Consider the following 12,630-nt stretch of genomic DNA (forward strand, 5'->3'; position numbering starts at 1 on the left):
ATAAATCTAGGTTGGATTGAGCTAAACTAGGTGAAATCCAACCTAAAAAAATGAGATAAATATAGCAGGAGATATGACTTTACAACTCACCATAAATTATCCTGAAAATTTACCCGACTTTCTTCAAAAAAACGCGAGGAATTCGAGAGAGAAGCAACCTGGGCTATGGTAGTAAAACTCTTTGAGATGAAACGTATTTCGTCCGGTATGGCTGCCAATTTATTAGGAGTGGATAGGGTTAATTTTTTATTGAGATTGACCGATTTTGGCGTAGGGATGATTGACTTGACAGAAGAAGAACTATTATCAGACCTTGAAAGTGCCTAAAACTGAAGGTGACGTATTGCTAAATTACAGCCCTTCTCGTAAAAAAAAGTATAACCTAATTTGGTATTGACTCCTGACTGCTGACGACCGACTCCCCAAAACGAAAACTTCCTATCTCACCATTGAGATAACTGCTGTAACTATTTTGAGATAACTAAGGCTATCATTGAGGAAAGTTACTGTTGAGACTCCTGATTAGTTTATTAATTTTTGTGTTAAGTAGCTAGACAATTAAACCCTTTAGAGATAGGGTGATCGTGGCTGAGTTTGCTATTATATAGTTTTGTAAATAAATATCAAACTCAAGGGTTTTTGAAGATGGTATCTCGCTAAACTGAAAGTATAAAGTACAGAGGTAAAAATACTTATGATGCTACTACAAGATGTTGCGAGAACCTCTAGAGAACAAGCATTAATTCTGTGGTTTGAAGAAGTAGACAGCAAAGATGTGGGATTAGTCGGCGGCAAAAACTCCTCCTTAGGCGAAATGATCCAACAATTAACCCCGAAAGGGATTAATGTCCCCACAGGATTCGCCACCACCGCTTACGCTTACCGTCACTTTGTCGAAAAAGCCGGACTAGACGCACAATTAAGACAAATTTTCCAAGATTTAGACGAAAATGATGTGCAGAACTTGCAAGAAAAAGGTAAACAAGCACGCACATTAATCCTCAATACACCGTTCCCCGATGATTTAAGTCATGCGATCGCTATTGCCTATCGCCGACTCTGTGAACGTTATGGCGATGATCTCTATCATTCCATAGATGTGGCCGTTCGCTCAAGCGCCACCGCCGAAGACTTACCAGAAGCGAGTTTTGCCGGACAACAGGAAACCTATCTCAACGTGCAAGGGGTGAGGGGAGTTTTAGAAGCTTGCCATAAATGTTTTGCCTCTTTATTCACCGATCGCGCTATTTCCTACCGTCATCATAACGGTTTCGATCACTTTGCCGTCGCCCTTTCCGTCGGTGTCCAAAAAATGGTGCGTTCAGATCTAGCCACCTCCGGGGTGATGTTTTCCATCGATACGGAAACAGGGTTCAAAAATGCCACTTTAATCACCGCAGCCTACGGTTTAGGGGAAAATGTCGTGCAAGGAGCCGTTAACCCCGACGAATATCTGGTTTTTAAACCCACTCTTAAAAACGGTTACAAACCCATCCTCGACAAACGCCTCGGCAGTAAAGCCATCAAGATGATCTACGATGATGGAGGATCGCGTCTAACCAAGAATATCCGAGTTAACAAGCTAGAACAGGATCAATTCTGCATTAGTGACCAAGAAATCCTCACTTTAGCCCGTTGGACGACCCAAATCGAGGAACATTACTCGCAAGTGCGCGGAACCTACACCCCCATGGACATCGAATGGGCAAAAGATGGGATCACGGGAGAACTCTTTATCGTTCAGGCGCGTCCAGAAACCGTACAATCGCAAAAAGCAGCTAATATCCTTAAATCCTACGAAATTAAAGAAAGAAGTCAAGTTTTAGCGGTGGGACGGAGTGTAGGTGCGGCAATCGGTCAAGGAAAAGCCAGAGTCATCCTCAGTGTAGATAAAATCAACAACTTTAAACCGGGAGAAGTTCTCGTCACCAATCGCACGGATCCCGACTGGGAACCGATTATGAAACAAGCAAGCGCGATCGTTACTAATCAGGGTGGTCGTACTTGTCATGCCGCTATTATCGCGCGAGAAATGGGCATTCCGGCGATCGTGGGTTGCAATAATGCCACGGAAACGATTAAAACCGGTCAGGAAGTCACCGTTTGCTGTGCGGAGGGGGATGAAGGGAAAGTTTACCTCGGATTGCTACCCTTTGAAATTATTGAAACTCCCCTGGACAATTTGCCCCAAACTCGGACAAAAATCCTCATGAATATCGGTAATCCCGAAAAAGCCTTCGCTTTTGCCGATATTCCTGCCCAAGGGGTCGGTTTAGCGCGTCTAGAATTCATTATCGCTAACCATATTCAGGCCCACCCCAGCGCCTTGCTGAAATTCCACGAATTGGAAGAAGGAGACGTAAAAGACCAAATCGCCGAATTAACCAAACACTACGAGGATAAACCCCAATTTTTCGTCGATAAATTGGCCCGGGGAATTGCCATGATTGCAGCCGCATTCTACCCCAAAGATGTAATTGTGCGGATGTCCGATTTTAAATCCAATGAATACGCTAATTTATTGGGTGGCAAACCCTTTGAACCCAAGGAAGAAAACCCGATGATCGGTTGGCGCGGCGCTTCCCGTTATACTGATCCTAATTATCGCGAGGCTTTCGCTTTGGAATGTCGGGCGCTGAAAATGGTACGGGAAGAAATGGGATTAACTAATGTGATTCCGATGATTCCTTTCTGTCGTACCCCCGAAGAAGGGATGAGAGTCCTCGAAGAAATGGCGAAAAATGGTCTCGAACGCGGGGTTAATGGTTTGCAAGTTTATGTGATGTGTGAGTTACCAAGTAATGTAATTCTTGCCGACCAATTTGCTCAGGTGTTTGACGGATTTTCGATCGGTTCTAATGATTTGACCCAATTAACCTTAGGATTAGATCGGGATTCTGCCCTAGTTGCCCATCTTTTTGATGAACGGAATGAGGGAGTTAAACGCATGGTGAAAATGGCCATTGAAACCGCTAAAGCCCATAATCGCAAAATCGGTATCTGTGGTCAAGCCCCCAGTGATTACCCCGAATTTGCTCAATTTTTAGTGGAATTAGGCATCGATTCTATCAGTCTTAATCCTGATTCTGTCCTCAAAACTTTATTGATGGTGGCAGCAGTGGAGCAAGGACAATAGTTTAGTGATAAAGGTGGGACTTGCCCACCTTTTTTTGTACTAAGCCAACTAACTTCATCATACTGAAAATACATATAGCCCACTATGGCTATTTTTTACTTGTCTCTTAACAAAGATTAACTGTAAACTGCGATTAAGAGATAAACTTAGATTTCGTCAGGATTAAGGCCTAATTCCCGCAGTTTATGGGCTAATCTTTCCGCTCGTTGTTTTTCCTGATTATAGCTAGTGAAAGCTTGTCCATCGGGATAAAAAAGCAACATTTCCGGTTCTCCTAACTGAAAACGTATTCCTAAACGGGGACTAACCCAATTATCGAGAGTTTCTAGAATTTCTAGCTGATTTTCGCCTCTTATCCAAGCACTGGCATCGTTTTTATGGGGATCATAAAGATAATATTCCTCGACCCCATAACGCTGATAAAATAGCTGTTTTTTGGCCATTTCCGTGAGGGTGTTACCCGGAGAGAGGATTTCAAAAACCACCTGGGGACTAATATTATTTTCGAGCCATTGTCGATAGGAACCCCTTTCCCCTTTTGGTCTCCCAAAAACCACCATGATATCCGGTGCTTGACGCAGTTTATTATCATTTTCCACAGGATACCAAAGTAAATCCCCCGCAACAAAGACATCAGACTGCTGGCGAAATAGCCAGTCTAAATTAGTTTTAATTGTCGTAATCCAACGAAATTGCAGGGTATTATCCGCCATGGGTTGACCATCGCTATCGGGGTAGATAATTTCAGTGACGTTAGTTTTATCTAGTTGCGAAACCATGAGACTAAGTAAAAAGTGAAAACTAGAAAATGTCAACAACTTAATTCTATTATAGCGAGCATTTGTATTATGTAGCAATTATGACAAAAATATTGACAAATAAGATAATACTAAATCCGGTTATTAAAGAATGATTATTTATTCTCCCTTTTGCCTATTGCCTATTGCCTATTGCCTTTTGCCTTTTGCCTGTCTTGATATGTAGCATATACTCAACGGATTTAGTATAACTTGTGCATTGGACAATAAAGATTGAATTTTTTTGATGATAACGATTGAAAATTTCGTTGGTTCCTAGAAAATTTTTGTCTAATTTTGGTAACTATAATTATAATAAGACTATCAACTGGAATTAGGACAAGAAGATGAGTGGCGGTTTAGTCTATCGACAAAGCCCAGAAGAAGAGGAATTAGAGCAAAAAGTTCTATCTACAACTTTTACAAGAGAGATCGAGGACAAAATCAAGGATTTACAATCTCGGTTTCAGAACAGTCCACTGGGTTACGGGGGCCATTGCTTTCCAACCTAAAAACTTGCCGACTGGTTCGGCTTTTTCAATGCCAATTCGCAGCAGTTCCCCTCCTAATTTACTATGCCATTGCAAGAGGACTAATTCGCTTTCAATTGTAACAGTGTTGGCAACAAGACGACCCCCGGGACGCAGGGCTAACCAACAGGTTTCCAATAGGTGCGGTGTGGTGATACCGCCACCGATAAAAATAGCGTCTGGTTGCGGTAAATCTTCCAGGGCGCTCGGTGCGATTCCGGCGACGATTTGCAGATGGGGCGTTCCCAGGGCGGCGGCATTATCGGCAATGTATTGTAATCTGGTGGGATGATGTTCGATCGCAATCCCCTGGCAACGGCGATCGCTACGCAGCCACTCAATGGCAATGGAACCACAACCCGCCCCCACATCCCAGAGCAATTGTCCGGGTAGAGGAGCCAATCTACTCAGAGTGATAGCACGAACTTCTCTTTTTGTCAACTGTCCGTCATGATGGTAGGCAGAATCCGGCAGTCCTGGAAGGCGCGGCGCCCGGGTGGGGGGATGGGAGGAGATGCAGCTAATGGCGATGACATTTAGATCCGCCAGATCTGTAAACTCCCAATCGTTGGCGATGCCTTGAATGTGGCGTTCTAGGGTTCCCCCTAGATGTTCTAAAACCGTGATGCGACTTTCGCCAAAACCTCCCTCCCTGAGCAGCCGAGCAGCGATCGCAGGAGTCTGGGCATCGGCACTCAGTACCAGCAGTTTAGCGCCGGGATAAAGCACCCCATTCAACCAAGCCGGAGGGCGACCGCACAAACTCAAAGTTTCCACTTCACTCAGAGGCCAACCCAAACGACTACAGGCAAGACTGAAGGCAGAAGGAGAGGGAATAATCGTCATTTCCTCAAGGGGAATCTGACGGGTGAGGGTGACACCAATTCCGTAGCACATGGGATCACCACTGGCCAAAACACAGACGGATTGACCACGAAGGCGGATAATCTCGTTAACAGAGTCTTGGATGGGAGAAGTCCAGAGCAGTTTTTGCCGTTGATCCTCTGGGGGTAACATTGCCAGATGACGTTCACCACCGACAATAACTGATGCTAAAGAAAGCAGACTTCGCCCCACCGAACTTAACCCTTCTAAGCCATCTTCGCCAATTCCTATGATCGATAGCCATTTCGACTTACAATTGCGATCCGCCATGTCTAAAAAACTCAAACTGTGGTATAATCCTTAAACTTGTCTTTGGGAAAATCCGGTGCGATTCTGGTACTGTGCCGCAGCTGTAATCAAGTAAAAAGAAAACACTCTTGAGTGTATTTTACCTTTTTCCTTGCGAGTCAGAATGCCAATTACAAGTTTTTAATCGGTAGATAGACAACTAATTTTCTAACTACTTCTCTGCGTCGCATGGAGAACACACAAAGGTGAATTGGTTAGTTGAAGCAAATGCTTGTCCCGGTTTGTTTTATGGAACTGCTGCCCAGGATGGGTTTTTAATTCGTCTCCGCACCCCCGGTGGATGGCTCAATTCTTCACAGGGAAAAGCGATCGCCACTTGGCTCGAACAATGGCAGACGACAATACAAGTTACCAATCGGGCAAATCTGCAAATTCGCGGACTGCAAAAATCCCCCAGTTTAGAAGAATTTCAAACCCTGCAAAAATTAGGGTTAGCTGCCCATAATCCCAGTATCGATCATTTGCGTAATATCATGTCCAGTCCCACGGCTGGAATTGACTGTCAAGAATCGATCGATACTCGTCCATTAGTCCAAGAATTAGATAATTTTATCCAAAATTATCCATCAATTGCCCAACTAAGTCCTAAATTTAGTATCGGGATCGATGGCGGTGGTGCAGTGGGAATTGGCACTGGTTCAACTATGGCCTGGCAACACCGCTATAATGAGATTCAGCTATCGGCAATTACCGTCAATAATCCGACAAATTTAACTTCTATTGTTTGCTTTCGATTAGCCCTCGCAGGAGATAAACAATTCTATGACACGGACTTATTAATTGACCCAGAAAACTGTTTAGCTGTGGTCAAAGCTTTAGTAAAGGTTTATGTCGATTATGTTCAACAAACCCCCAATATCAAGGGGAAAAAACCGCGGATGAAACACCTGCTCAAAGATTGGGGATTGGCCAAATATCTCGAACAAGTTAACTCTCAATTAAATCGGACTTCTACTGGAATAATACACCGGCAAGAATACCGGCAAGCTGCCCATTCTACTCAACCCTATTTTCATCTGGGAATTCATCCTCAAAAGCAACCCGGATTATCTTATATTGGTCTATCATTAAGATTAGGACAATTGACGGCTAATCAACTATGGGGATTAGCGGCACTATCAGAAACTTTTGGCAGTGGTCAGTTACGATTAACCCCTTGGCAGACTGTTATATTACCCGATATTCCCGATGAAAAAGTGTCAGAATTGTTGCCAAAACTGGCATCCTTGGGATTATCCGCTTCTCTTGGATGGGATGCGGGGATGGTTGCCTGTAGCGGTAAACCGGGCTGTGGGGCGGCGGCCACTGCAACTCAAATTCATGCTTCTCTCCTAGCAGATTATTTGAAGGAACGCTTAACCTGCAATTCTCCTGTTAATATTCATTTGACAGGTTGTGCTAAATGCTGCGCTCAACCGAGTCCGGCCGAAATTACCCTTTTAGGAACTACCATCGAGGAAAATGGCCAAATACTAGAAGCTTATCAAGTCTATGTGGGTGATAGTCAAAAGTTCTTAGAAACACCCATATTTGAGGGAGAATTTACCAAGATTCCCCCCCTCATAGCCCAAATTTTAAGCTCCCAAAAATCGAAAAATTTAGATAAATAGAATGGAATACATTAAGAATGGTGAGGAAATTTACCGCAAATCTTTTGCTATTATTCGGGCTGAAACTAACTGGGAAAATCTCCCCGATGATTTAGCTCCTGTGGCGGTTCGTCTAATTCATTCCTGCGGGATGACAGACATAACAAAAGATTTAGAAGCATCACCAGACGCGGTTAAAATCGGACGAAATGCCCTCGCTGGGGGTGCAGCAATTCTTTGTGATTCTCAAATGGTCGCTAATGGCATTACCAAAGCCCGTTTACCTAAAGATAATCCGATTATTTGTACCCTCAATCATCCAGAAGTGACCGAGTTAGCACGACAAATTAATAATACCCGATCCGCTGCCGCTTTAGAACTTTGGCGACCTCATTTAGCTGGAGCAGTGGTAGCTATTGGTAATGCACCAACCGCACTTTTTCGCCTGCTAGAATTGCTCGATCAAAATGTAGCTAAACCAGCTTTGATTTTAGGCTTTCCCGTGGGATTTGTGGGAGCGGCAGAGTCGAAAATAGAATTAGCAACTAATAGTCGTGGTGTGCCATTTATTACCCTGCACGGACGTAGGGGAGGCAGCGCAATCGCGGCAGCAGCAGTCAATGCCCTAGCAAAAGAGAACGAATTATGAATAAATTAGGCAAACTTTATGGATTAGGAATCGGGCCTGGTGATCCCGAATTGTTGACGCTAAAAGCACACCGGATTCTCACAACTGTTCCGGTAATTGCCTATCCTACCTTAGAAAGTGGCAAAGTTTTGGCACGGGCAATTGTGTCGGATTTTATCCGTCCCGAGCAGATAGAAATTCCCATGCCCTTACCTTTTAGTGTCGAGCGCAGTTCTCAACCTCATTATGATATTGCCGCCGAAAATATCGCCGAACAGTTAAACTTAGGTCGAGATGTGGCGGTGCTATGTGTGGGCGATCCGATGTTGTATGGCACATTTATGTATATCTTTAATCGCTTGTGCGATCGCTTTTCCATTGAAGTCGTGCCGGGTATTTCTTCAGTGATGGCAAGTGCAGCAATGCTGGGTGTACCTATCACTTATCGAAATGACGTATTTAGTATCATGCCCGCTACTTTAGAGGCGGAAATATTGCGGGATCGCCTAGCCTTTATCGATGCAGCGGCCATTATTAAATTAGGCAGACATTTCGCTAAAGTTCGCGATATTCTCGATGAATTAGGATTATTAGAACGCGCCCTCTACATCGAACGAGCAACCTTACCCAATCAGCAAATTATTCCGATTACCGAAATCGAGCCAGAGGCTGTCACCTACTGGTCATTAATTCTGATTCCTAGTAAAACTAAACCCCAATAACTCTATAGAGACAATTAAAAATTAAATCAATCTATAATGAAATCAATGCTGTTTTGTTCCCAAAGACTGCCACCATGACTTCTTCTCTGGCTAAATCCCTAAATTCTCAGGCTTTGACATACTCCCACCGTCAAGCTACGTTACCCAACCAAGAAGGGGTGATTTGCTCTCTAGTATTTCCGGGTTTGTGGTTAGATATTTCAGCTGGCAGTGAGCTTGTCGAATCTGCCATGCTCAACGGCAATATGTCACGGGTGTTGGACATCTTAAAGGCTGGAATTAACTCAGCAGAACATCAAGAATTTATCCAAAAGTTAACCGCAGCGCAGTCGGGGGAAGCCAAATGAAACCTCCAGCTATTCTCATTTTAGGAGAAACCAGTGTCCCCGTTGCTCGTCAAGTGCAAATGGCCCTACCGGAAGCAGTGGTTTATGGGTTAATAAATCGTACCCATTCGGCGGATTTTACCTATAGTAATTTTGGCGAAACGGTGCGAGAATTTTTCCAGACGGGAACGCCAATTATTGGCATTTGTGCGGCGGGTATTTTGATTCGCACTTTAGCACCTTTATTAACTAATAAATGGCAAGAACCGCCTGTATTAGCGATCGCAGAAGATGGCAGCGCTGTAGTGCCTTTGTTGGGGGGTTTACAAGGGGTTAACGATCTCGCTCGTCAAATTGCCTCGGTTTTGCAAATTTCCCCCGCAATTACCACCACTGGTGATATTAGATTTAAAACTACTTTATTATCGCCACCACCCGGTTATCAGTTAGTTAATCCCGATGATGCTAAGAAGTTTCTGTCCGATTTATTGGCAGGTGAAAAAGTAAAATTAATCGGTGAAGCGGACTGGTTAAAAAATAGTAATTTACCGATTTCATCAGCAGCAAAACTGAGCATTGAGATTATTGATAAAAATAACTTAAACTTAGCAAAACCTAGCAATACCTGTTTAGTTTATCTGTGGGAGGAAAGCCAGCAAATTAAGGAAAAATATGGTTTACTACCGGGGGATTTGGCCCAGGAAAGTCAAGGTAAATTAGCCATAGTTGGAACCGGTCCTGGGTCCCTAAATTGGATGTCGCCGGAGGTTCGAGAAGTATTGGAAAAAGCCACGGATTGGGTGGGTTATAAAACTTATTTGGATTTGGTAGAATACCTGAGAAAACCAGAAATTGTCCGCCATGAATCGGATAATCGGGTGGAACTCGATCGCGCGGAAATGGCCCTAGATTTAGCGGCTAAGGGGCGATCGGTTGTCTTAGTTTCTTCCGGAGATCCGGGCATTTATGCCATGGCCGCGGCCGTGTTTGAGGTATTAGAAAAAAAAGCCAAACCGGCATGGCAGCAGATCGCCATTCAGGTCTGTCCGGGGATTTCGGCCATGCAGGCGGCGGCCGCCAGGGTTGGCGCACCTTTAGGCCATGATTTTTGTGCGATTTCCCTATCGGATATTCTCAAGTCTTGGCAGGTGATTTCTCAGCGCATTGAGTTAGCAGCCCGGGCAGATTTAGCGATCGCATTTTATAATCCTGTGTCTCAAGAGCGCACTTGGCAATTGGAGAAGGCAAAAGAGATTTTATTACAATGGCGCTCGCCGCAAACTCCTGTGGTATTAGCGCGTAATTTAGGGCGAAAAGGGGAAACAGTGACGGTGAAATTCCTAGAGGATATGACTATTAACGATGCGGATATGCGGACTATAATTTTGATCGGGTCGAGTAAAACTCGCCTGATTGAGCAAGGTAAAACAAAACAGTGGGTTTATACTCCACGTCACTATTAGGTGATAGGACAAAATTAATTTCTTGGTTGGGATAGGCAAGAGGCAGTGTAACCCATCGGGGAAGGGAGGGAGACGCTCACTTGTCTCATTAAGATCGGCGATCGTCTCTAACTTAAATTTTTACCCGTTTTAAAGTGGCGTTGATTTCGTCAAGCATTAGCGGCTCTCGCTTTCAGTCGGAAGATAGTTTGGTTGGCTCTCTGGCTGTTTTGTGCAGTTCTGCATAATTGCGCTTGCTATAACAAAGAGAACAAATCCATAAATACAAAAACTTATTAAATCGAACTTAGGCGGTATTTTTAACCCGCCCGTATCGGTTTCTAGCAATACCCGTTCTTTTCTTTGTTCCCAGAAATATCGCTCAATTTCTAACTTAAATAATTTGTGCAGTGCCAGATAAAGGTGCATACCACCCCAAAGCTCTTTTAAGCTTTTGTTTTCGGGGTCAAAATTTAAAACTTCCCCAACTCTATCAGTTTTAACTATTTTCCCTCGCTCAAGAGTGTTAAAGTCGAGTCCAAAATCAACATAATCCTGTTCTGACTTGCAATGTTCTATTCTCCAAGTCCAGACAAAAAGCTCAAATTGTAGGTTTTTATCCTTGCAAGTGATGGTTTTCTCGCTGCCATCTTCAAAATAAACCGTACATTTAACGTTTTGTCCGTTTCCCTGCGTTAATCCCCCAATGACACCGCCTATTGGCCCAGCTAACAGGGATCCCATTGTATATCCTACCGTTGTCCAACCAATGCTTTTTCTAAATTCCGCCCCTGCTATTTCTATTTTAACAGGAATTCTCGTATCTCGTCTATTTTGTAGGCTAAACATAGTCTAAAACTTAATTGTTAGCTTTATCATCGCTATTTTCGTTTTTTCCGTCTACGATCAAGATCACTGTTTCCGCTTAACTAATTTCTAAGCGCAAGTAGAGAGTTGATAGACTGTATTTGGATTATACAGCGAAAGTCAATATGTTTAGATTAAGTACCTAAGCAAAATTAATTACACATATCTAACCACCTCTTGCCTCTTGCCTCTTGCCTCTTGCCTATCTTCACTAGGAAATTAATTTTGCACGACTACTTACCTCGTTGCAAGGATCTCCCTTGTAACGCATTTCCAGAGGTTCTAGCTCTTGTGTAACCCCCAAAATCTCCTTCCTTTGCAAGGGAAGATAGGAAGATGGAAAATTAGTTAACCTTTTGACGATTGCTGGATGACTAAAAATAAAAGAGTGCTGATTTTAGGGGGAACGGGGGAAGCGGCGGCATTAGCGGCTAAAATTGCGACAATTCCGGGTATAGATGCCATCGCTTCCTTTGCCGGTCGCACGAGAGAACCGATTACTCTCACAACTCCTTCTCGCCGGGGGGGGTTTGGTGGTGCCACCGGGTTAGCCAATTATCTGCGCCAAGAAGGCATTGATTGTTTAATTGATGCCACCCATCCCTTTGCCGCACAAATTTCCTTTAATGCCGCTCAAGCCGCCTCGGATTGTGGTATTCCTCGATTAATCTTAAGTCGTCCAGCTTGGGAAAAAGTATCTGGAGATAATTGGATTGAAGTAGAAAACAATCAAGCGGCAGCGAATATTTTATCGGGGTTAGCGCCGCGGATATTCCTCACTATTGGTCGGCAAGAACTGGCCAGTTATGCACATCTAAAAAATATCTGGTTTTTGATGCGGATGATCGACCCTCCGGAACCGGATGCCATCGTACCGATTGGAAAATTATTGTTGGAACGGGGGCCTTTTTCCTTACAGTCAGAGCGCTCTCTTTTACAAGAATATAAGATTGGGGCGATCGTGAGTAAAAATAGCGGCGGTGATGCCACTTACGCCAAAATTATCGCCGCCAGAGAGTTGGGAATAACTGTGGTCATGGTACAACGTCCACCTGTACCTGAAGGAGAAAAAGTGGCTGATGTTGAAAGTGTCCTGGCATGGTTAGAAAAAATATGACTCTCTTGATTTTTCTGGGAAAATCATCAGTAAACCCTATCTAAATTACTCGTTAAGACTGCATCGGAGCAGGGAGCAGGGAGAGTATTTTTGAGCATTTGTACTAAAATTTTCCCTACGCAGTTTAAATTCAGTACAGCTTAAGTAGCTGGTTATAATTAAATTAAAAATGGATTTTAGGTTCGATCCCCCCTGCCCTCCTTGATAAGGTAGGGTTGATTCATGAATCAACCCTACCCTTGATAAGGGGGGTGTCTGATAATTTTTAACGCCTACCTACTT

Annotated in this window: 9 protein-coding genes and 2 pseudogenes; 8 read left to right on the forward strand and 3 right to left on the reverse strand. The window is 43.8% G+C overall.

Features of this window, described 5'->3' with window-relative positions; all coding sequences use genetic code 11:
- Nucleotides 1-73: 73 nt before the first annotated feature.
- Both O9334_RS22950 and ppsA read left to right on the forward strand, forming a co-directional pair.
- Nucleotides 74-327 (forward strand): annotated as a pseudogene (locus tag O9334_RS22950) (UPF0175 family protein).
- 367 nt (nucleotides 328-694) lie between these two features.
- Entirely contained in the window at nucleotides 695-3,136 is a 2,442-nt protein-coding gene (ppsA, locus tag O9334_RS19900) for a phosphoenolpyruvate synthase (protein ID WP_190380685.1), read from the forward strand.
- 146 nt (nucleotides 3,137-3,282) lie between these two features.
- On the opposite strand, the gene O9334_RS19905 is transcribed toward ppsA, so the two are convergent.
- Nucleotides 3,283-3,915 carry a Uma2 family endonuclease gene (locus O9334_RS19905; RefSeq protein ID WP_288002055.1) on the reverse strand — a complete coding sequence of 211 codons (633 nt, stop codon included), beginning with the start codon at nucleotides 3,913-3,915 and terminating at the stop codon, nucleotides 3,283-3,285.
- A gap of 470 nt (nucleotides 3,916-4,385) precedes the next feature.
- Complete coding sequence (cbiE, locus tag O9334_RS19910) at nucleotides 4,386-5,633, reverse strand: precorrin-6y C5,15-methyltransferase (decarboxylating) subunit CbiE (protein WP_277874316.1); 1,248 nt, start codon at nucleotides 5,631-5,633, stop codon at nucleotides 4,386-4,388.
- 209 nt (nucleotides 5,634-5,842) lie between these two features.
- On the opposite strand from cbiE, the gene cobG reads away from it, so the two are divergent.
- The 5 genes and pseudogenes from cobG (at nucleotide 5,843) to cobJ (ending at nucleotide 10,385) form a co-directional block, all read left to right on the forward strand.
- Complete coding sequence (cobG, locus tag O9334_RS19915) at nucleotides 5,843-7,267, forward strand: precorrin-3B synthase (RefSeq protein WP_045360345.1); 1,425 nt, start codon at nucleotides 5,843-5,845, stop codon at nucleotides 7,265-7,267.
- 1 nt (nucleotide 7,268) lies between these two features.
- Nucleotides 7,269-7,895: a precorrin-8X methylmutase gene (locus tag O9334_RS19920; RefSeq protein WP_045360347.1), complete on the forward strand. Its 627-nt coding sequence runs from the start codon at nucleotides 7,269-7,271 to the stop codon at nucleotides 7,893-7,895.
- Nucleotides 7,892-8,596, forward strand: a complete 705-nt coding sequence (gene cobI, locus O9334_RS19925) for a precorrin-2 C(20)-methyltransferase (RefSeq protein ID WP_045360348.1) — start codon at nucleotides 7,892-7,894, stop codon at nucleotides 8,594-8,596. Before O9334_RS19920 ends, cobI begins: the two co-directional genes overlap by 4 nt.
- A gap of 140 nt (nucleotides 8,597-8,736) precedes the next feature.
- Nucleotides 8,737-8,943 (forward strand): annotated as a pseudogene (locus O9334_RS19930) (hypothetical protein); the annotation flags it as partial.
- A complete protein-coding gene (gene cobJ, locus O9334_RS19935) occupies nucleotides 8,940-10,385 on the forward strand; it encodes a precorrin-3B C(17)-methyltransferase (RefSeq protein WP_045360351.1) in 1,446 nt (481 codons plus the stop codon). The pseudogene O9334_RS19930 and the gene cobJ, both read left to right, overlap by 4 nt.
- A gap of 156 nt (nucleotides 10,386-10,541) precedes the next feature.
- On the opposite strand, the gene O9334_RS19940 is transcribed toward cobJ, so the two are convergent.
- On the reverse strand, nucleotides 10,542-11,213 hold the full coding sequence (locus tag O9334_RS19940) for a hypothetical protein (protein WP_045360356.1): 672 nt from the start codon (nucleotides 11,211-11,213) through the stop codon (nucleotides 10,542-10,544).
- A gap of 388 nt (nucleotides 11,214-11,601) precedes the next feature.
- On the opposite strand from O9334_RS19940, the gene O9334_RS19945 reads away from it, so the two are divergent.
- Nucleotides 11,602-12,348 (forward strand): cobalt-precorrin-6A reductase, encoded by a 747-nt coding sequence (locus tag O9334_RS19945; RefSeq protein WP_045360358.1) that lies wholly within the window; start codon nucleotides 11,602-11,604, stop codon nucleotides 12,346-12,348.
- Nucleotides 12,349-12,630: the final 282 nt, after the last annotated feature.

Origin of the sequence: Microcystis sp. LE19-8.1F (assembly GCF_027531715.1) — a bacterium.
In the GTDB taxonomy this organism is placed as follows: Bacteria; Cyanobacteriota; Cyanobacteriia; order Cyanobacteriales; family Microcystaceae; genus Microcystis; species Microcystis wesenbergii_A.

Excerpts from the sequence above, each read along its gene's own strand:
- O9334_RS19945 (WP_045360358.1), top strand. The coding sequence starts at position 11,602 with ATGACTAAAAATAAAAGAGTGCTGATTTTAGGGGGAACGGGGGAAGCG.
- cobJ (WP_045360351.1), top strand. The coding sequence starts at position 8,940 with ATGAAACCTCCAGCTATTCTCATTTTAGGAGAAACCAGTGTCCCCGTT.
- cobI (WP_045360348.1), top strand. The coding sequence starts at position 7,892 with ATGAATAAATTAGGCAAACTTTATGGATTAGGAATCGGGCCTGGTGAT.
- O9334_RS19940 (WP_045360356.1), bottom strand. The coding sequence starts at position 11,213 with ATGTTTAGCCTACAAAATAGACGAGATACGAGAATTCCTGTTAAAATA.
- O9334_RS19905 (WP_288002055.1), bottom strand. The coding sequence starts at position 3,915 with ATGGTTTCGCAACTAGATAAAACTAACGTCACTGAAATTATCTACCCC.
- ppsA (WP_190380685.1), top strand. The coding sequence starts at position 695 with ATGATGCTACTACAAGATGTTGCGAGAACCTCTAGAGAACAAGCATTA.
- O9334_RS19920 (WP_045360347.1), top strand. The coding sequence starts at position 7,269 with ATGGAATACATTAAGAATGGTGAGGAAATTTACCGCAAATCTTTTGCT.